Origin of the sequence: Pseudoalteromonas sp. SWXJZ94C (assembly GCF_015864385.1) — a bacterium.
Lineage (GTDB): Bacteria > Pseudomonadota > Gammaproteobacteria > Enterobacterales > Alteromonadaceae > Pseudoalteromonas.
Genome location: NZ_JADYXF010000014.1, coordinates 84,163 through 102,673, shown reverse-complemented (window position 1 = coordinate 102,673; position 18,511 = coordinate 84,163). Strand labels below are relative to the sequence as shown.

The 18,511-nt window shown below is 40.0% G+C and carries 21 protein-coding genes and 1 pseudogene; 3 read left to right on the top strand and 19 right to left on the bottom strand.

Features of this window, described 5'->3' with window-relative positions; genetic code table 11:
- Positions 1 to 822: 822 nt before the first annotated feature.
- From rplQ to I6F65_RS08150, 18 genes are all read right to left on the bottom strand, one after another.
- A complete protein-coding gene (gene rplQ / locus I6F65_RS08235; RefSeq protein ID WP_008168098.1) occupies positions 823 to 1,224 on the bottom strand; it encodes a 50S ribosomal protein L17 in 402 nt (133 codons plus the stop codon).
- Between the two features lie 39 nt (positions 1,225 to 1,263).
- Positions 1,264 to 2,250, bottom strand: a complete 987-nt coding sequence (rpoA, locus tag I6F65_RS08230) for a DNA-directed RNA polymerase subunit alpha (RefSeq protein WP_008168100.1) — start codon at positions 2,248 to 2,250, stop codon at positions 1,264 to 1,266.
- Positions 2,251 to 2,274: 24 nt separating this feature from the next.
- On the bottom strand, positions 2,275 to 2,895 hold the full coding sequence (rpsD, locus tag I6F65_RS08225; protein WP_002959461.1) for a 30S ribosomal protein S4: 621 nt from the start codon (positions 2,893 to 2,895) through the stop codon (positions 2,275 to 2,277).
- A 21-nt stretch (positions 2,896 to 2,916) separates the two neighbouring features.
- Positions 2,917 to 3,303, bottom strand: coding sequence for a 30S ribosomal protein S11 (rpsK, locus tag I6F65_RS08220; protein WP_002959471.1), 387 nt, complete (start codon positions 3,301 to 3,303; stop codon positions 2,917 to 2,919).
- 12 nt (positions 3,304 to 3,315) lie between these two features.
- Positions 3,316 to 3,672, bottom strand: a complete 357-nt coding sequence (gene rpsM / locus I6F65_RS08215; protein ID WP_007584664.1) for a 30S ribosomal protein S13 — start codon at positions 3,670 to 3,672, stop codon at positions 3,316 to 3,318.
- Between the two features lie 124 nt (positions 3,673 to 3,796).
- The gene (rpmJ, locus tag I6F65_RS08210; protein ID WP_002959476.1) at positions 3,797 to 3,910 is read right to left on the bottom strand and encodes a 50S ribosomal protein L36; all 114 of its coding nucleotides are present in this window, start codon (positions 3,908 to 3,910) and stop codon (positions 3,797 to 3,799) included.
- A gap of 22 nt (positions 3,911 to 3,932) precedes the next feature.
- On the bottom strand, positions 3,933 to 5,261 hold the full coding sequence (secY, locus tag I6F65_RS08205; RefSeq protein WP_024610253.1) for a preprotein translocase subunit SecY: 1,329 nt from the start codon (positions 5,259 to 5,261) through the stop codon (positions 3,933 to 3,935).
- Between the two features lie 10 nt (positions 5,262 to 5,271).
- Positions 5,272 to 5,706 carry a 50S ribosomal protein L15 gene (gene rplO / locus I6F65_RS08200; RefSeq protein WP_002959480.1) on the bottom strand — a complete coding sequence of 145 codons (435 nt, stop codon included), beginning with the start codon at positions 5,704 to 5,706 and terminating at the stop codon, positions 5,272 to 5,274.
- 4 nt (positions 5,707 to 5,710) lie between these two features.
- Positions 5,711 to 5,893, bottom strand: a complete 183-nt coding sequence (rpmD, locus tag I6F65_RS08195) for a 50S ribosomal protein L30 (RefSeq protein ID WP_002959482.1) — start codon at positions 5,891 to 5,893, stop codon at positions 5,711 to 5,713.
- A 2-nt stretch (positions 5,894 to 5,895) separates the two neighbouring features.
- Positions 5,896 to 6,402, bottom strand: a complete 507-nt coding sequence (gene rpsE / locus I6F65_RS08190) for a 30S ribosomal protein S5 (protein ID WP_002959485.1) — start codon at positions 6,400 to 6,402, stop codon at positions 5,896 to 5,898.
- 9 nt (positions 6,403 to 6,411) lie between these two features.
- The gene (rplR, locus tag I6F65_RS08185) at positions 6,412 to 6,762 is read right to left on the bottom strand and encodes a 50S ribosomal protein L18 (RefSeq protein ID WP_002959486.1); all 351 of its coding nucleotides are present in this window, start codon (positions 6,760 to 6,762) and stop codon (positions 6,412 to 6,414) included.
- A gap of 9 nt (positions 6,763 to 6,771) precedes the next feature.
- On the bottom strand, positions 6,772 to 7,305 hold the full coding sequence (gene rplF / locus I6F65_RS08180) for a 50S ribosomal protein L6 (RefSeq protein WP_002959488.1): 534 nt from the start codon (positions 7,303 to 7,305) through the stop codon (positions 6,772 to 6,774).
- A 13-nt stretch (positions 7,306 to 7,318) separates the two neighbouring features.
- On the bottom strand, positions 7,319 to 7,711 hold the full coding sequence (gene rpsH, locus I6F65_RS08175; protein ID WP_007376462.1) for a 30S ribosomal protein S8: 393 nt from the start codon (positions 7,709 to 7,711) through the stop codon (positions 7,319 to 7,321).
- A 21-nt stretch (positions 7,712 to 7,732) separates the two neighbouring features.
- Complete coding sequence (gene rpsN, locus I6F65_RS08170) at positions 7,733 to 8,038, bottom strand: 30S ribosomal protein S14 (RefSeq protein ID WP_024610256.1); 306 nt, start codon at positions 8,036 to 8,038, stop codon at positions 7,733 to 7,735.
- Positions 8,039 to 8,048: 10 nt separating this feature from the next.
- Positions 8,049 to 8,588: a 50S ribosomal protein L5 gene (rplE, locus tag I6F65_RS08165; protein ID WP_024610257.1), complete on the bottom strand. Its 540-nt coding sequence runs from the start codon at positions 8,586 to 8,588 to the stop codon at positions 8,049 to 8,051.
- Positions 8,589 to 8,604: 16 nt separating this feature from the next.
- Positions 8,605 to 8,919 carry a 50S ribosomal protein L24 gene (gene rplX, locus I6F65_RS08160; protein ID WP_002959496.1) on the bottom strand — a complete coding sequence of 105 codons (315 nt, stop codon included), beginning with the start codon at positions 8,917 to 8,919 and terminating at the stop codon, positions 8,605 to 8,607.
- A gap of 10 nt (positions 8,920 to 8,929) precedes the next feature.
- On the bottom strand, positions 8,930 to 9,298 hold the full coding sequence (gene rplN / locus I6F65_RS08155) for a 50S ribosomal protein L14 (RefSeq protein ID WP_002959498.1): 369 nt from the start codon (positions 9,296 to 9,298) through the stop codon (positions 8,930 to 8,932).
- 272 nt (positions 9,299 to 9,570) lie between these two features.
- Positions 9,571 to 11,541: an AsmA family protein gene (locus tag I6F65_RS08150; protein WP_197112378.1), complete on the bottom strand. Its 1,971-nt coding sequence runs from the start codon at positions 11,539 to 11,541 to the stop codon at positions 9,571 to 9,573.
- A gap of 641 nt (positions 11,542 to 12,182) precedes the next feature.
- Between I6F65_RS08150 and I6F65_RS21755 the strand changes: the two are divergent.
- From I6F65_RS21755 to I6F65_RS08140, 3 genes and pseudogenes are all read left to right on the top strand, one after another.
- Positions 12,183 to 12,377 (top strand): annotated as a pseudogene (locus I6F65_RS21755) (helix-turn-helix transcriptional regulator).
- Between the two features lie 155 nt (positions 12,378 to 12,532).
- Positions 12,533 to 13,696 carry a hypothetical protein gene (locus I6F65_RS08145; protein WP_024610259.1) on the top strand — a complete coding sequence of 388 codons (1,164 nt, stop codon included), beginning with the start codon at positions 12,533 to 12,535 and terminating at the stop codon, positions 13,694 to 13,696.
- 280 nt (positions 13,697 to 13,976) lie between these two features.
- A complete protein-coding gene (locus I6F65_RS08140) occupies positions 13,977 to 14,657 on the top strand; it encodes a TorF family putative porin (RefSeq protein ID WP_024610260.1) in 681 nt (226 codons plus the stop codon).
- 273 nt (positions 14,658 to 14,930) lie between these two features.
- On the opposite strand, the gene I6F65_RS08135 is transcribed toward I6F65_RS08140, so the two are convergent.
- A complete protein-coding gene (locus I6F65_RS08135; protein ID WP_197112376.1) occupies positions 14,931 to 18,509 on the bottom strand; it encodes a M1 family aminopeptidase in 3,579 nt (1,192 codons plus the stop codon).
- Positions 18,510 to 18,511 lie beyond the last annotated feature (2 nt).

The window sequence follows — 18,511 nt, the reverse complement described above, 5'->3', positions numbered from 1 at the left end:
TCGCTTTAGCGTCTCAAGGGATGCGAATAATACACCCTTTATTTTTCGAGTCAACACTTAATTTTAAACTTTCTTTTTAGATAATTTAAAACCGAAGTTTTATTTAACTCTCTGAGTAGTTCGCTCCTCGCTAGGCGTTGGCGTTTCCCGTCTCAGTGGGGTCGCATTATAGGGAGATCCGAAAACAGATCAACCCTTTTTTGAAGAAAACTTGAAATAACATACTGTTCGCTGAGTATTTAAGCTAAATGCTTAAAAAGAGGACTAAACACTGCCAGTTTACTTATTTTAATGAATAGATAAGTACTTAAATATAATTATTAACTCTAAATTCGTATGATATTTTCAAATAAATTTCTGCTTGAGCATAATCTATATCTTTAATTCAGGAACTAAGCTCATCTGAAATGCATAAAGGTTCATTGTGGTTTTTATGTATCTATAGCTATCTAAACGCAATCTTACACCGTTGTTCATTTATTAAAATTATTTGTATTTAAATCAATTCACATATTCACTATATAAAGTTAATCGTTAAGTAACTCCTCTGAGTTATTCATTAAAAGTTGAGACTCTTTTACTTATACTAAAAACTTTAGAGAACTGGGCTGCACTACTATAGAGCCTATAAAATCTATCGCTAGAATAAGTTGGGGTTGCAGATGTATAAATTTAAAAAAGGAATATGCCAGGATCAGGCTAAGCTAAATACTATATATGCAGGTAATAAATGAAGGATGTTTAAATTAATAACCAAAGATTATATAAATTTTAGGCAGTAAAAAGCCGAGCATAGGCTCGGCTTTTAGGTTTCTTTAAGACTTACTCTGCAGACTGTGCGTCTTCTTGAACTGCTTCGCTAGTCGCTGGGCGACCAACTAGTTCAATATAAGCCATTGGTGCATTATCACCAGTACGGAAGCCACACTTAAGAATGCGAGTGTAACCACCTGGACGATCCGCATTACGAGGACCGATTTCACTGAATAACTTACCAACAACTTCTTTATCACGCGTGCGAGCAAACGCTAAACGGCGATTTGCTACACTGTCAGTCTTAGCCAGTGTGATTAAAGGTTCAATTACACGACGTAACTCTTTCGCTTTAGGCAAAGTAGTTTTGATGATTTCATGTTTCACCAAAGAACCTGCCATATTGCTAAACATCGCTTTACGATGGCTACTGTTACGGTTTAATTGACGACCACTCTTACGATGGCGCATGACCCTATCCTTCTAACTAAACTAATATAGTGATTTAGATTATTCAGCTAGACTTGCAGGTGGCCAATTTTCTAGGCGCATGCCCAGAGAAAGACCACGTGAAGCTAGCACGTCTTTAATTTCAGTTAGAGACTTCTTACCTAGATTAGGCGTTTTAAGAAGCTCAACTTCAGTACGTTGAACTAAATCACCGATATATTGAATTTGCTCGGCTTTCAAACAGTTTGCTGAGCGTACTGTTAGTTCAAGATCATCAACTGGACGAAGTAGAATAGGATCGAATTCTGGCTTCTCTTCTTTCTCTTCTGGCTCAGTTACATCACGTAAATCTACGAATGCATCTAATTGCTCAGCTAAGATAGTAGACGCACGGCGGATCGCTTCTTCTGGATCTAAAGTGCCGTTTGTTTCCATATCAATGATTAACTTGTCTAAGTCTGTACGTTGCTCAACACGGGCTGATTCAACCGAGTACGCAATACGTTCAACTGGACTAAATGATGCATCAAGCAACAATCTACCAATTGGACGCTCATCGTCATCAGAGGATAAACGACTAGATGCAGGCACATAACCACGACCACGTTCAACACGAATACGCATGCTGATCTCGCTGTTATTTGTTGTTAAATTACAAATAACGTGATCTGGATTAGCAATTGTTACATCGCCATCGTGCTGAATATCAGACGCAGTAACAGGACCTACACCAGATTTAGTCAGGGTCAGAAAAACTTCATCTTTGCCTTCTAACGTTACTGCTAAGCCTTTTAGGTTTAGTAGTATTTCAATGATGTCTTCTTGTACGCCTTCTTTCGCGCTGTACTCATGCAATACACCGTCGATTTCAACTTCAGTTACTGCACATCCAGGCATAGATGAAAGCAATATACGGCGTAAGGCATTACCCAGAGTATGACCGAAGCCACGCTCTAATGGTTCTAAAACTATTTTAGAACGCGTTGGGTTAATAGCGTCGATATCGACTAACCTTGGTTTTAGAAATTCTGTTACAGAACCCTGCATTTTATCCTCTCTTAACTCTTAACTTTACTTAGAGTAAAGTTCGACGATTAGTTGTTCATTGATGTCCGCAGACAAATCTGAACGCTCAGGTAGACGCTTAAAGCTGCCTTCCAATTTCTTACCGTCAACTTCAACCCAAGTCGGCTTTTCACGTTGCTCAGCCAACTCTAGAGCAGCGATGATACGTGCTTGTGTCTTAGACTTCTCACGGATTACAACAGTATCTTCTGGTGTAATTACGTATGAAGGAATGTTCACAACACGACCATTAACTAAAATCGCTTTATGGCTTACTAACTGGCGTGCTTCTGCACGTGTGCTAGCAAAACCCATGCGATATACAACATTGTCTAAACGTTGCTCTAATAGCTGTAACAAGTTTTCACCTGTATTGCCTTTAAGGCGAGCAGCTTCTTTGTAATAGTTACGGAATTGCTTTTCTAATACACCGTAGATACGACGTACTTTTTGCTTTTCACGTAATTGTAAACCGTAATCAGATAAGCGACCTTTACGAGCGCCGTGCTGACCAGGTGCAGTCTCAAGTTTACACTTAGAGTCGATAGCTCTTACGCCGCTCTTAAGGAACAGGTCAGTACCTTCACGACGACTCAGCTTGAGCTTAGGGCCCAAATATCTTGCCATGTTATTTCTCCTAACCTATTGTTAAACGCGACGTTTCTTCGGTGGACGACAACCATTATGTGGTATAGGCGTCACGTCAGTAATGTTGGTAATACGGTAACCAGCAGCATTCAAAGCACGTACAGCAGATTCACGACCTGGACCTGGACCTTTAATGAAAACTTCTAGATTTTTCAAACCGTATTCTTGAGCAGCAGTACCTGCACGCTCTGCAGCAACCTGAGCAGCAAATGGTGTAGATTTACGTGAACCACGGAAACCTGAACCACCGGCAGTAGCCCATGATAGTGCATTACCTTGACGGTCGGTAATCGTTACAATAGTGTTGTTGAAAGACGCATGAACATGAGCCATACCATCAGCAACTTGTTTTTTAACCTTTTTACGACGAATTGGTGTCTTAGCCATAATACTATCCCCTTATCGCTTAATAGGCTTACGAGGACCCTTGCGGGTACGCGCGTTAGTCTTAGTTCTTTGACCACGTAGTGGTAAAGAGCGACGGTGACGTAGGCCACGATAACAACCAAGGTCCATAAGGCGCTTGATATTTAAAGTAACTTCACGACGAAGATCACCTTCAACAGTGTACTTGCCAACTGCATCACGCAGTACGTCAAGAATTTCGTCTGAAAGTTCACCGATTTTTGTGGTTTCGGCGATACCAGTCGCTACTAAGATAGCCTTAGAGCGAGTCTTACCTATGCCATAAATAGCTGTTAAACCAATAACCGCATGTTTATGATCAGGGACGTTAATGCCAGCAATACGGGCCACTAACACATCTCCTATATTCGAATTTGGTAATCATCTGTTTGAAAAGCCCGTAAGGATACTCAAACGAAGACCAAATTACTACTAAAAACACAGGCCGAGAAAACTCAGCCTGCACGCTGTTTACTTAACCTTGCCTTTGCTTATGCTTAGGCTCACTGCAAATTACGCGTACTACACCAGCACGTTTAATAACTTTACAGTTACGGCATATTTTCTTAACGGAAGCACGTACTTTCATTGCTCAACTCCGTAAACTGACCTTATCGACCGTAGCCTTTAAGGTTCGCTTTTTTCAGCACAGAATCATACTGATGAGACATCAGGTGAGTCTGTACTTGTGCCATAAAGTCCATGATCACTACAACGATAATCAAAACTGATGTACCGCCGAAGTAGAATGGCGTTTGCCACGCCATCGTCATGAATTCAGGCACCAGACAGATAAAGGTTATATACAAAGCACCTGCCAATGTCAGGCGTGTCATCACTTTATCAATGTATTTAGATGTCTGCTCACCTGGACGAATACCTGGGATAAATGCGCCAGATTTCTTAAGGTTATCTGCTGTTTCACGAGGGTTAAAAACCAACGCTGTGTAGAAAAAGCAGAAGAAGATAATAGCCGCAGCTAGTACAAGTGAGTACAACGGTTGACCTGGGGTCAACGTAGTAGCAACAGCTTGTAATACATCAGCGACTGGACCTTCACCTTGGCCGAACCAGCTAGCAATTGTACCAGGGAACAGAATTATACTGCTAGCGAAGATTGGTGGAATAACACCCGCCATATTTACTTTTAGTGGTAAATGCGTGCTTTGAGCAGCAAATACTTGACGACCTTGTTGGCGTTTAGCATAGTTAACAACAATACGACGTTGTCCACGTTCAAAAAACACTACAAGATAAGTAACAGCGAATACGATTACCGCAACCATCAACAGTACAAAAACATTCAAATCACCTTGGCGCGCCATTTCGACTGTCGAACCAATAGCAGACGGCAAGTTAGCTACAATACCAACAAATATTAGAACTGAGATACCGTTACCGATACCACGTTCTGTAATTTGTTCACCCAACCACATAAGGAACATAGTACCAGTTACTAAACTCACCACTGCGGTGAAGTAGAAACCCATACCAGGGTTAACAACTAACCCCTCCATCATGCCCGGTAAGCTAGTAGCAATACCGATAGATTGAATAGTAGCTAGCACAAGCGTGCCATAGCGTGTGTACTGGCTAATTTTTTTACGCCCTTGCTCACCTTCTTTCTTAAGCTCTATAAACGGAGGATACATATGCGTTAATAGTTGCGTAATAATCGAAGCCGAGATATACGGCATAATACCCAGTGCTAACACTGAAGCTCGCTCAAGCGCACCACCGCTAAACATGTTGAACATCTCAACAATGGTGCCCTTTTGTTGCTCGAAGAAATCGGCAAGTACAGCGGCGTCAATCCCAGGGATCGGCACAAATGAACCTAGACGGTAAATTATGATAGCACCCAATACGAAGAGTAATCGACGCTTCAATTCCGAAAGTCCACTTTGTGCACTTTGTGTATCTTGACCTGGTTTAGCCATTAGTACTTCCTTAGTCTTCTACCTTGCCTCCGGCAGCTTCAATAGCTTCGCGTGCACCTTTAGAGGCTTTAAGACCTTTAACTGTAACAGCGCGTGAAACTTCACCAGATTTAACAACTTTAACGAAAAGAACGTTCTTTTTAACTAGACCAGCTGCTTGTAACGCGCTTAGGTCTACCACATCGCCTTCAACTTTAGCGATTTCAAAAAGGTTTATTTCTGCAGATACTAAAGATTTGCGAGAAGTAAAACCAAATTTAGGTAGACGACGTTGCATAGGCATTTGACCGCCTTCGAAACCAACGCGTACTTTGCCGCCTGAACGTGATTTTTGACCTTTGTGACCACGACCGCCAGTCTTACCTAGACCAGAACCGATACCACGACCAACACGTTTAGGGGCAGTTTTTGAACCTGCAGCAGGTGAAAGTGTATTCAAATGCATCGAATTAACCCTCTACCTTAACCATGTAAGAAACCTTGTTTATCATACCACGTACACATGCTGTGTCTTCTAACTCAACAGTGTGGTTGATACGACGTAAACCAAGACCGCGTAATGTAGCTTTATGTTTCGGTAAACGACCGATAGAGCTTTTTACTTGTGTTACTTTTACAGTTTGATTTGCCATGGTTACCCCAGTATTTCGTCTACGCGAAGGCCACGTTTTGCAGCGATTGACTGTGGAGAATTCATATTCTCAAGAGCCGAAATCGTTGCACGTACCACGTTGATTGGGTTAGTAGAACCGTAACATTTAGAAAGTACGTTCTGCACACCAGTCACTTCAAGTACTGCACGCATAGCACCACCTGCAATGATACCAGTACCTTCAGATGCTGGTTTCATGAACACTAGTGAGCCAGCATGACGTCCCTTAACAGGATGCTGTAATGTGTTGCCATTTAGGTCTACATTGATCATGTTGCGACGTGCTTTTTCCATTGCTTTTTGAATAGCAGCTGGAACTTCACGTGCTTTACCATAACCAAAACCTACTTTACCTGCGCCATCACCAACTACAGTTAGTGCAGTAAAGCTAAAGATACGACCACCTTTAACTACTTTAGACACACGGTTCACCGCGATTAGCTTTTCAGCTAGATCAGGCTGTTGTTGCTTTGCTTCTACGTTAGCCATAGTCTACTCCTAGAATTGCAAACCGGCTTCACGCGCAGCATCAGCTAGCGCCTTCACACGGCCGTGATATTTAAAGCCACTGCGATCAAAAGCAATCTTTTCGATGCCTTTGTCAGCCGCACGTTCAGCAACCGCTTTGCCAACTGCTTGCGCAGCTTCAACGTTACCGGTGCCTTTAACTGTTTCGCTAATAGCCTTTTCAACAGTAGAAGCAGCAGCCAGTACATTACCCTCAGCATTTACAACTTGAGCGTAGATGTGACGTGGCGTGCGGTGGATAACAAGACGCGTTGTGCCTTGTTCAATATAATTTCTACGAGTGCGTTTAGCACGACGTAGACGAGCTGTTTTTTTATCCATCGTCTTACCTTACTTCTTCTTAGCCTCTTTACGGCGTACATTCTCATCTGAATAACGAACACCCTTACCTTTATAAGGCTCAGGTTTACGGTATGCACGAATGTTAGCAGCTGTTTGACCAACTAACTGCTTATCTACGCCCTTAACTAGAACTTCTGTTTGGCTTGGAGTTTCAATCGTAATTCCTTCAGGAACTGCGAAATTAACTGGGTGTGAGAAACCAAGAGTTAAATCTAATGTTTTACCCTTAGCTGCAGCACGGTAACCCACGCCTACTAACTGAAGTTTCTTCTCGTAACCTTCATGCGTACCAACAACCATGTTGTTGATTAGAGCGCGAGCAGTACCTGCTTGAGCCCATGCATTAGCTACGCCATCACGAGGTAAAGTAGTAATAACGTTGTCATTAACTTGTACTTCAACAGCGTTGTTGATAGTACGAGTAAGTTCACCGTTTTTGCCTTTAACTGTGATTTCCTGGCCTTTTAATGTAACTTCTACACCGGCAGGAACAGTAATTGGTGCCTTTGCTATGCGAGACATAGTTCCCCTCCGATTAAGCTACAAAACCAATGATTTCACCACCAACACCAGCACTACGTGCTGTGCGGTCTGTCATCAGGCCTTTAGAAGTTGATACGATAGCGATACCAAGACCACCCATTACCTTAGGTAATTGGTCACGTTTCTTATAGATACGTAAACCAGGGCGACTTACACGCTGGATATTTTCAATTACAGCTTTGCCTTCGAAGTACTTCAACTCGATAGAAAGCTCAGGTTTTGCTTCACTGTTAACAGCGAAGTCTACGATATAACCTTCGTCTTTTAGTACTTTAGCTAATGCTACTTTCAGCTTTGAAGTTGGCATCGTTACAGATACTTTCTTCGCTGATTGACCGTTACGGATACGTGTAAACAAATCCGCGATAGGATCTTGCAAGCTCATAGTCTTACTCCCATGATTCTATTACCAGCTAGCCTTTTTAAGGCCAGGAATTTCACCGCGCATAGCTGCTTCGCGAACTTTAATACGGCTCATGCCGAATTTGCGAAGGTAACCATGTGGGCGACCCGTAATGTTACAACGATTACGTTGACGTACAGGGCTAGAATCACGTGGTAAAGCTTGTAGCTTAAGAACCGCGTCCCAACGATCATCTTCAGATGAGTTAACATCAGTGATGATAGCTTTTAGTGCTGTACGCTTTTCAGCGAATTGAGCAACTAGTTTTGTGCGCTTAGCTTCGCGCGCTTTCATAGAATTCTTTGCCATAACCCTACCCTTATTTCTTAAATGGGAAGTTAAACGCTTCTAACAACGCACGGCCTTCCTCATCAGATTTCGCAGAAGTAGTGATAGTAATATCCATACCGCGTACACGGTCTACTTTATCGTAATCGATTTCTGGGAAGATGATTTGTTCACGTACGCCCATGCTGTAGTTGCCACGTCCATCAAAAGACTTAGCACTTACGCCACGGAAGTCACGAATACGTGGGATAGCGATTGATACCAAACGCTCAAAAAAGTCCCACATACGCTCGCCGCGTAGGGTTACTTTACAACCAATCGGGTAACCTTCACGCACTTTGAAGCCAGCAACAGATTTGCGTGCTTTAGTGATTAGAGGTTTCTGACCAGAGATTGCTGCTAAATCCGCTACTGCGTGATCTAAAATCTTCTTGTCAGCTAGGGCTTCGCCCACGCCCATATTCAATGTGATCTTTTCGATCTGAGGGACTTGCATGACAGAGCTGAAACCAAACTTCTCTTGAAGTTCAGCAACTACTTTGTCTTTATATACTTCATGCAGTTTCGCCATCATTCTACTCCAACTATTAGATAGTTTTACCAGTAGATTTAAAGATACGTAATTTCTTACCATCTTCAATCTTGAAACCTACACGATCAGCTTTACTCGTTTCCGAGTTGAAGATCGCAACGTTTGATGCATCCATAGATGCTTCTTTCTCAACAATGCCGCCAGCTTGGTTCAATTGTGGAACCGGCTTTTGGTGTTTCTTGATCAAGTTTATGCCTTCGACAAAGATTCGACCAGATTCAGTAACAACTGAAAGCACTTTTCCGCGCTTACCTTTGTCTTTACCTGCTAGTACGATTACTTCGTCATCACGACGTATTTTTGCTGCCATGATTGGCTCCTTACAGTACTTCTGGGGCTAGTGAAACGATTTTCATGAACTTATCATTACGAAGTTCGCGAGTCACAGGGCCGAAAATACGTGTACCAATTGGCTGTAAGTTATCATTTAAGATAACAGCAGCGTTGCTGTCAAAACGGATCAAAGAACCATCTGGACGGCGAACACCTTTTCTGGTACGCACAACTACCGCGTTTTTAACATCACCTTTCTTCACTTTACCGCGAGGAATAGCTTCTTTTACAGAAACTTTAATGATGTCGCCAATCGCTGCGTAGCGACGGTGTGAACCACCAAGGACTTTTATACACTGCACTTTGCGAGCGCCGCTGTTATCAGCAACTTCCAGCTGAGTTTGCATTTGGATCATGTTAATGACCTCCGGTGTAGTAATTACAACGTGTCTAAAATTCGTTTACGAATCAAGACATTTCGATTAAATCCCACTCAAAAACAAACTAGTTGTCTCTTAAGGGCGGGCAATTGTACCAGCATTGAAGAGGGAGCGATAGGTTATTTTTTAATTAATTTAGAGCGGAGGATAATTAAAGTTGAGCAATTACGGCTATGTAACTAAATAACAGGTGGTTACAAAACAAACAAGGCGCTATATAAGCGCCTTGTTTGTTTATATAAATAAAATTAACCAAACAAACCTTTTAATTTGTCTTTAATTTTATCTTTTGCTTTGTCTTTCGCCTTTTCTTTTGCTTCATCAACTTTTTGCTTTGCTTCATCTTTAAGCGCATTGCTTACGTCAAGTTTAATGCCCACATCATGGAAAGGACCCTCTATACGAAGCGGTATTTTAAAACCGGTGCTATCATCTGTCGTACCCTGCCCTTCGATTGATCCAACTATACCTGTAACTAAACGGTAGTTAACCGTTGTTTGCGGTAAATCAACATCGCCTTCACCTGATATTCTAACGAGTGGGCTAATAAGTGATAAATCAGTGTTTTTACCAACACCATTAGTAAAGTTAAAACTTCCAGTTAGTGCAGAGAAATCTGTTTGCTCTGATTCTTCAAACCCGGTATCCAGCCCTTCAGATGCAGCACCAAAGTTTCCTGAAATGAGTTCCTTACCTTTACGAACCATCTCAGCTATATTCGCACCTTTTACAGCCCCATCAGCAAACTCAAATCCAAGCTTTCCGTTAAGCGCACCAATAAACGACTTTTGACTTTGACCAGTTGTGTTTAGGTTCCAATTTAGAGACCCTTTACCCATTAGCTTGTCAAAACCTGCCGCATCCGTTAATAAAGGCTGTGCATCTATTCCAGCTAAGTCAAAGTTAGTTGATATTTTATAAGGTACTTGTTGTGCGTTTACATTGATAACGCCTTTACCTGACCCTTCATAAGCAGAAAAACTATCTAGGCTTAGTTTTGCAACGCTATTTTTTAAAGCAACAGTAAATTGATTTGCGCCCAACTTAATATCATTAGCTTTTAATCCACTTGAACGAATAACTACATTCGCATCTAGTGAATTTAATGCACTTAGATCAATTTTAGTGTCATCCCATACTATTGGTTCTGCAGGTTTATCATTTTGCTCTACTGGCTCTTCTTGTTTTGCTACGGCTTCAGGTAGGTACGGGTTTAAATCAAGCATACCTAAATCAATATCAGCATTTACAGCTAAACGTTTGCCTAGGTTTAGCTCGCTTTTACCTTTTATTTCTAATGCGTCTAACGTTGCGACTAAATCTTCTAAATTAAACTTCTCATCTGCTAAGTGCATTTTACCGTTGACACTAAATGCGTTAAAAGCATTTTCTTTAGCGCCTAATTCTACACCTTGCCATTTCGCAATATTTTTTACTGATTCACCACTTAGTGCCAATTGCCCTTTAATATCTTGTCCTTGTTTAGCAATATCACCTTCAAACGTTAAATCAACTAAACGAGAATCTAAGCTTTGTTTAACATTAAAAGTAGCACCTTCAATTGCTTTAGCAGGAGTATCTAATTTTATATCAAGCTCAAAACGCTCTTCCATATAAGTAATACCACCTTTTACTTCTAATGTTTTACGAAGTGATGGAAGTAAAATAGCGAGTTCTAAATCGCTAATTTGTTGTTTAGCACCGGTTTGACCATCTAGATAGGTAAATGTACCGCCATAAATAGCAACCTCACCTAACTCAATATCAAAGTTATCTGGAAGCTTAATAGCTTCGCCAGATTCGCTTTGCTCTTTAGGTTGCTCTGCAACTGCATCAAACAACTGCCAATTAGCTTTACCATTTTTATCGGTTTCTAATAGGATATTTGGTTCGTTTATAACAAACTTATCTAATTTAAACTCACCACCAAATAATGAAAACCAAGGTATGTGTACAGCAAGCTGTTTCATACTCGCCATATCGGCGCGCGAACCTGATTCCATATTTGCAAAATGCACGTCGTTAAGTTCTAACTTTAATGCTGGGAATACGCTAAGTGTTTTATCACCTTTAATAGTAAGAGTGCGCCCAGTTGTTTTTTCTACCTGTTCAGACACTTTATTAAAAATAGTATCAGTAGGGATTAAAAACGGTGCGGCAACAATTAGTGCTATACATAGTAAAAGTATTACACCTACAATTTTAAGTATGGTTTTCATGATCGTCCTTTCAAACGTGCAAATAATGTTTTTATCATAGCGAGTGTTAGCTTTAAAAGCATTGCCGTTATTACAAAAAAGTAACTTAAATCAGTTTACATTTTTTATATGAATATTTCCTGAAACATTTTGATACCTTTGGTTGCATTGATACTTAGGGGCTACAAAGTGTACTTTAGCAAAAGTTATAGAATTGATATTATGAAAAACGATATAAAAACTGAAACAAAAATTTATAGGTAAAATGCATGCTTTTCAATATTCATGCGGATTACATTACTAATTATTAGCGGTTACCCGATGCTTAGTCAAACATCAGTACCTTTATTGTTCTATGGGGCGCAGCTTTTTTAGGCTCATTTTTTATGTTTATGATCAGAGGAGGCTTTATATGGAAGTTGAGCCACCGCCTTACCTAGTAAAAATGAGTATTTAAATACAATAGATACTATTGCCTATAAACATGTTGTGCTTACGCTACTGCTTAGTATGAGGCAATCTATTTAGCTTCATATCATCTTCCTGTTGATGTATCACAAAGAACTACTGACCTATAACCAAGGCACCATGGTAACTTTCTACTTAGCTATTATGAGTTTACTCTATGGTGCTCCCCTAATTTGGCAAAGTAGAGAGTTGGAATCAACGTAAATAATAACATAGCAAAATATCGAAAAGAGGCAGGGCTTTCACTGCAAAAACTAGCAGATGCTATTAATGTGCTACGTAAAAAGTCAGTACCGTAGAAACATCACTGTTTACGCCCTCGGTGGTCATTGCTCTAAAAATAGCTCAATATTTTAGAAAGTCTCTTTGTGCTAGATGAGAATGATTGATATATACTAAGGTGTTAACGTTATTCTATTAGCGAAAGTACCGATTTAGCCACTTCAATTACAACGTATGAAGGACAGCGCTGTTGTTATTGTTGTAATTGCGCTAAAATAGACCAGCAAAAAAATATATATCTAATCCGGAGATTCTACAAGGCATGAAAACACTGCTAATTTCACCGTCAAAAATGACGCTAGGCGAACAAGAAAATCAAATCTATCAGAACATTCTGAAGCAATCTTCAGAGTTAAGCCTTAACCTTATGGCCGTGAAAGTAGAAAACCACCCTGATGATTTTTTACCTTGGTGCTATGAACTACTTAATGCAAGTAGAGATCGTATGAACTACGATTTACTAGAACCGCAACAATTACCTGTACTAAAAAAACTACATGACCAGCTTATTTCGGCTATTAGTTTTTTACAGGTTAAAACATTACGCGTAGCCCCTTGGCCTGTAGTAAGCGTATTTGTTGAACAGCATAAAGACGTTATTGCCCTTGACGAGCAACTTCGTTTAGTAAGCTATATCAAAAGCATTCGTGAGCAGTCACTTAAAGATATGATCCCTGAAGACTTACTAGCATTTAGTGGTAAGCACATGGCATCACTTGACCCAAGTACTTACAACTTTGATGTTGAATGGTTTGCATCTACGAAGAGCGCTAAAGGTTTTCATCAAATGCTTGCCGATTTACCAGGTGATTTTGATGCTGCTCTTGCAAACATCCCGCTTGAAGGTGATATAACGCAGTACGAATACCAACAATTTGTTGCGGCTTATTCAAAAGTGTTTACAGACAATAATGAAAAACCAACACTTGCTCCTGCAACTCGCTTGTTAGCAATGCGCCGCCCAGATCTATTTACTCCGATTACAAATAATCGACTAGATGCATTATGTGGTGCCCTTGGTGTTCCAAAACTTAAAAACAGTGATTTTGAACGTTACTGGCAAGATATCGTAAAAGGTATTCAAGCTATGTCATGGTACAAAATGGCTAAACCAAGTAACGAGTTAGAAGAACAATTAGTTGCTATTAAAGCTCTAATACCATGTTTCTTTTACTATGCGGATGCTAAAACACCTGATAACTCTAACTATATCAAGTTACTTAGCAAGCCAAAACGTAGCACAACAACTACTGGTAAAACTCAACGCAGAGGCAAAGAGTCTGCAGAGATTTTAGTAGATCGTGCTCTTACAGCTGACGATATCCCAGAGCATATTCGCAGCAAACGTGACTCTATCATTAATGAAGTTCAAAAAGGTCGCGGCGTTAACGAAACAATTAGTCTAATGCGCACTATTTTTGGCTAAATAAATCTAACCTAGCTGTGTTTTTCTGGTGCAGCTAGGTTAATTTATGCACCAGCAGTGTGCGAACATTTCTTATACTACATATATCCTCTTAATACCTTATACAGCCAACCTTCTGTTTTTAAAATATAAACAACCATTTTTCATTAGATAAAGTAAATTTGGCATATACAGTGCTACTACTACCCCAGTTAAACAATAAAAATGCATCCTGCAAAAAGGTTAAAGCAATACATAATAAAGCCTTGGCATGCAAAAATCATATAACGGGAAATGGAACATGCTCAAACTAAAAACAACAATTGCAATAAGTGCTATAGCATTAATAGTGGCAACATCGTTAACATCAACAGCAGTTCAAGCTGAAGTAACAGCAAATGCAGCTGCAACATCAAACTACTTATGGCGAGGCCAAGAACAAACCGATGGCGATGCAGCTGTATCTGGTGGCATTGACTACGCGCATGAATCTGGTTTTTATGCAGGTACTTGGGCTTCAAACGCATCTTGGGCAGATGAAATGACCTACGAGCTAGATTTATATGCTGGCTTTGGTGGTGCTATAAACGAAAGCGTAAGCTACGACGTTGGTTATATTTACTATGCATATCCTGATGCAGCTTCTGAAGTGGATGCGGATTTTTCTGAAATTTACGGCAGTATCAGTATTGAAAGCTTTACTTTTGGTGCTGCAATTTTAGCTACATCAGATGCAAGCGGTGATGGTACTGACTTTGGTGATTCATTATATCTTAACGCAGACTACGCGTTTCCAATTGGTAGCAATGGTACTGAAATGGCATTACATGTAGGTCACTATTCAGGTGACTTTATTGGCGATAGTAATATTTTTGATTATGGCGTATCAATTTCAAAAGATGGTTTTACTTTTGGAGTATCTGATACAGATATTGCTGATATTAAAGTATATGTTGGCTACGCTGTAGATTTTACTTTATAAAAAAGAATGTGTTACTTGCTGCAACACGAAGGGCCTATGGCCCTTTTCTCATTTAAGAACTTTATAACCCCGTCTCTTTGTATTATTTAGGCTCAATCCAAACCCTAAAATATTAGTAGCGCTTCATATCCATTTTATAAATACCAACCTCTTTGCGCTACAGTAGTTAGTACCCTCCGGTTACTCTAAATAACTTTTAAGTAATTTTCACATAGCTTATTACATTCTAAAGCCGCATAAATGCGGCTTTAGAATAGTTATTGTAAACCTTAATTAAAACTTAGCTAAGTTATCAGTGCTATCCTTATCGACCAATTTAACAAAAGGATCAACCCCCGCAAACAGTGGTTTTTCTTTTACTTTAAGCTCAATCTTATTAGTACCAGTCACTATTTGGTGCTTTTTAGAGTAAATAACAAAATCTTCAGCTAGTAGGTTTTCAGGGTCATCGCTGAATAAAACAATATCAATTAGTTCATCGAGCGGCTGCTCAGTTTCTTCACCTTGGCCATCAGCACGGTATTTAGCTGCTTCAACATTCAGTGTTACGGTATAAAAGCCATCACTATCAACGCTATCTGTAACTGACACATCTTTCATCTCAAGCTCATACAAGGTGATATATTTAAACTGATCGTCAATAAAACTTTGTTCTGCTTGCGTTGCGTCTTGTTTTAAATAGCTAAGTAAATCAAGCGTAGTTGGGTATGGTGTTGATTGGTACTGAAATTCATTTAAAAATGCTTTGAGTGCATCATTTAAACGTTTTTCACCTAAACGATCATAAATCGCCATCATCACAACTGATCCTTTATTGTAATGAAGATATTGTTGCGACTGTGTTTTATATAGTGGCATTTCTTCAAAAGCTTCCCCTGTACGCCCTATTAAGTACCTATCAAGCTCATATTTTAAAAACTTACGTAGCTTCTCTGCGCCAAAGCGTTTCTCAAGCACCATAAGCGCACTATACTGTGAAAGCGTTTCTGAAATAACGGCACTGCCCTCAACATTCGCTCCCGACACTTGATGTCCCCACCATTGGTGCGCTACCTCATGTGCGGTAACATAATAGGGTAAGTCAATTTTACTCTCATCCCTTAAGTCTGTAATAAACCCTATGCTTTCGGAGTATGGCACTGTATTGGCAAAACTTTGCGCAAACGAACGATACTTAGGAAATTCAATAATACGTAGCTGTTTATGCTGATACGGTCCAAACGCTTGTGTAAAGTAATCTATCGAGTCTTGTACTGACTCAATCATACGGTCGACATTCCATGCATGATTTTTGTGGTAGTACACCTCAATATTTACCCCATTATGCTCAACCTTTTTACTTTCAAGCTCTGCCGAAAGCACCGCATAAAAGTTTAAAATGGGCGCATCCATTTCATAAACAAAGGTGCGGCGCCCGTCTTTTACACTTTCACTTTGTAAATACCCTGGGGTAATCGCAAATTGCGACTCGTCGGTTGTTACCGTTGCCTTAAAGTTAATAAACCCATTAGCTGCACCAAAATCACTTTGTGTATAGTACTGGCTGTCTTCTAGCTTATGAGCGCGTTCAAGCTCAGGTAAATCATGCTTACGGCGCTCAAATTTATCAGCTACCTGTAAACCACGGTTATAACCAAAGCTAGGAAGGAGTTCCAAATTATTAATAAAAGTGCCATTGGCAACCAATTGTGTATCAGAGTCTTTATCAGTAAAGCCTGTATGATCGCGAGTAACCGACAGTTGCCCTTCTCTTATTTCGTTTGGCATAAGCGGCTGCTCAAACTCAAACCATGCTAAATAAAACGCTGGTAATTGTTCAACTATCTTACCGCCTGCCATAGCTACATCCCAACTTTTAGCGTGTTGAGGTGAGGTGATCAATACTCGCGTAATTGGCTCGTTAGAGGTATTGGTAAATTTAATTTTTGCCACAGCACTTAAAGCACGCTTTTTTGGAAAAATATCAACAGTTAAGTCAACATCGGTCACCATAGGTAGTGCTAAGTCTTTGTATTGTGCAAACTGCTGTTCATAACTTATTTGCTTGTCTTGAAGCTCATCGCTCGTAGTAAACTCGTTCAAAACTCTTGTGTTGTTATAAATATTGTAGCCTGCACCAACAAACACTAATGCACTAATAACCGCAACCGCTTGCCCTTTTAATGACATATTATAACGAAGCATAGACAGGCGTGTGCGCAGCGTTTGTGAAGGACCACGATGCCATAACGCAAACCCAACAATCGCTAGAACAAGACTTAACGCACCCCAATATAATGTGTACCAATGCGCAGCTTGTAAGAAGTGCCCATAACCATTTATATCAGAATACGGTACGCTACTGCTTTGCGAAAAATGATACATATGATGCTCAAACCCATAAGAACCCATTACTGTTTGCGCTATGTAATACAAAATAAACAAGCCCATTCCTACATATTTATGCGGGCTAATAATCTGTAAAAAGAAGGCGAGTACAGTCAGCATAATCAACGGTAAAATCGATAAATAAACAATCCTAAATAAATACTGTCCTAGCTCTAAATTAAATTGACCTTTAAATAACTGAACCGTAATTGTGAGTATCATTCCCACGAGGAACAACCCAGAAATAGCGGCGATTAAAGCCAGTATTTTTGACACCCAAAAAACACTATTATGTACCGGAAAGCTGTCGACAATATCGCCCATACCACTTTGTCGCTCTCGCCATACAAGCTCAGCACTATAAAAAGCGATAATAACAAACAAAAATAAACCGGAAATACGCCCTATAATATTTACCATATTCTGAGTTAAAGGCCAGTTAGTAGTGCCATAGGCGCCAATAGGAGCAAATAGTGGGATCATAAGCGTTACAATACTTACACCCGCTAAAATCATAAAAGGAGCACTAAATATAACTTGTTTAAGTTCGAATATACTGCGCATTATTAGCTGAGATTTAGTACTGACTCCCGCTGATTTATAATTTTTAGCACTATTGATAAGTGAAGCTTGTTTATTTTGTACAAAAGCAGAGACTTTAAATTGCTTCTTCTGTTTTTTAGTTACTATGCGGTTGCTTAGCTTTCCAAGGCCAAAAAACATTGCAACACTGATTGCCACCCACAATATACGGTTAACTAAAAGGTCACCTGTGAGCGTTAGCACTTCTGTGTTTTTATCATTTACAGTCCAATAACGTGTTAAATCAATTAACGAACCAGAGCCAAATGGGTCGGCGTAAACAACAATATTTCTAAATGCTAAATCATCAAAGTAAACGCCGGCAATTTGATAGGCTATAAAAATCACAACAGCTGCTACATACACCGACATCATGGTTTTAAAATAGACCGCTACACTATTAAAAATAGCCGAAAGCACCAGTAAACTTGGCACTGCTAAATAAAGATAAGGCGCAGCGTAGTACATTAGCTTATTAGGACCTACCAATTCACTATCGAGCCAGCCAACCAACAAACCAAATTGCGACCCTAAAAACACACCCAATGGCACGCTTAAAAACACAATAAGTACAACTAAGTAAGAACCAAAAAAACGCCCTGCTTGATAAGGCACAGGATTAACAGGCTTACTAAATACCAGCTCATCCATTTTGCTTTCACTGTTGCGAATAGCGGAACTGGCAACAAAGTTAACCACTAAAAACATCGCAAACGTACAAAATGTAACGGTTAAAAGCATAATCGAGAAAGGCGAGTTCATATGAACATTCGCCCCACCAAGAGGGAATTTACTGCTAGAGCTTATAAAAAACGCCATCAAAAAAAAGATTAATGAGGTGACATAAAACGAAGGCTGACGCACAAAATAGCGTAGCTCAAACGTGAGCATATTAAAAAACATAA

What these genes read in the sequence shown, in the direction of transcription:
- rplQ (WP_008168098.1), bottom strand. Translation starts at nt 1,224, where the DNA reads ATGCGCCATCGTAAGAGTGGTCGTCAATTAAACCGTAACAGTAGCCAT.
- rpoA (WP_008168100.1), bottom strand. Translation starts at nt 2,250, where the DNA reads ATGCAGGGTTCTGTAACAGAATTTCTAAAACCAAGGTTAGTCGATATC.
- rpsD (WP_002959461.1), bottom strand. Translation starts at nt 2,895, where the DNA reads ATGGCAAGATATTTGGGCCCTAAGCTCAAGCTGAGTCGTCGTGAAGGT.
- rpsK (WP_002959471.1), bottom strand. Translation starts at nt 3,303, where the DNA reads ATGGCTAAGACACCAATTCGTCGTAAAAAGGTTAAAAAACAAGTTGCT.
- rpmJ (WP_002959476.1), bottom strand. Translation starts at nt 3,910, where the DNA reads ATGAAAGTACGTGCTTCCGTTAAGAAAATATGCCGTAACTGTAAAGTT.
- secY (WP_024610253.1), bottom strand. Translation starts at nt 5,261, where the DNA reads ATGGCTAAACCAGGTCAAGATACACAAAGTGCACAAAGTGGACTTTCG.
- rplO (WP_002959480.1), bottom strand. Translation starts at nt 5,706, where the DNA reads ATGCATTTGAATACACTTTCACCTGCTGCAGGTTCAAAAACTGCCCCT.
- rpmD (WP_002959482.1), bottom strand. Translation starts at nt 5,893, where the DNA reads ATGGCAAATCAAACTGTAAAAGTAACACAAGTAAAAAGCTCTATCGGT.
- rpsE (WP_002959485.1), bottom strand. Translation starts at nt 6,402, where the DNA reads ATGGCTAACGTAGAAGCAAAGCAACAACAGCCTGATCTAGCTGAAAAG.
- rplR (WP_002959486.1), bottom strand. Translation starts at nt 6,762, where the DNA reads ATGGATAAAAAAACAGCTCGTCTACGTCGTGCTAAACGCACTCGTAGA.
- rplF (WP_002959488.1), bottom strand. Translation starts at nt 7,305, where the DNA reads ATGTCTCGCATAGCAAAGGCACCAATTACTGTTCCTGCCGGTGTAGAA.
- rpsH (WP_007376462.1), bottom strand. Translation starts at nt 7,711, where the DNA reads ATGAGCTTGCAAGATCCTATCGCGGATTTGTTTACACGTATCCGTAAC.
- rpsN (WP_024610256.1), bottom strand. Translation starts at nt 8,038, where the DNA reads ATGGCAAAGAATTCTATGAAAGCGCGCGAAGCTAAGCGCACAAAACTA.
- rplE (WP_024610257.1), bottom strand. Translation starts at nt 8,588, where the DNA reads ATGGCGAAACTGCATGAAGTATATAAAGACAAAGTAGTTGCTGAACTT.
- rplX (WP_002959496.1), bottom strand. Translation starts at nt 8,919, where the DNA reads ATGGCAGCAAAAATACGTCGTGATGACGAAGTAATCGTACTAGCAGGT.
- rplN (WP_002959498.1), bottom strand. Translation starts at nt 9,298, where the DNA reads ATGATCCAAATGCAAACTCAGCTGGAAGTTGCTGATAACAGCGGCGCT.
- I6F65_RS08150 (WP_197112378.1), bottom strand. Translation starts at nt 11,541, where the DNA reads ATGAAAACCATACTTAAAATTGTAGGTGTAATACTTTTACTATGTATA.
- I6F65_RS08145 (WP_024610259.1), top strand. Translation starts at nt 12,533, where the DNA reads ATGAAAACACTGCTAATTTCACCGTCAAAAATGACGCTAGGCGAACAA.
- I6F65_RS08140 (WP_024610260.1), top strand. Translation starts at nt 13,977, where the DNA reads ATGCTCAAACTAAAAACAACAATTGCAATAAGTGCTATAGCATTAATA.
- I6F65_RS08135 (WP_197112376.1), bottom strand. Translation starts at nt 18,509, where the DNA reads ATGTTTTTTAATATGCTCACGTTTGAGCTACGCTATTTTGTGCGTCAG.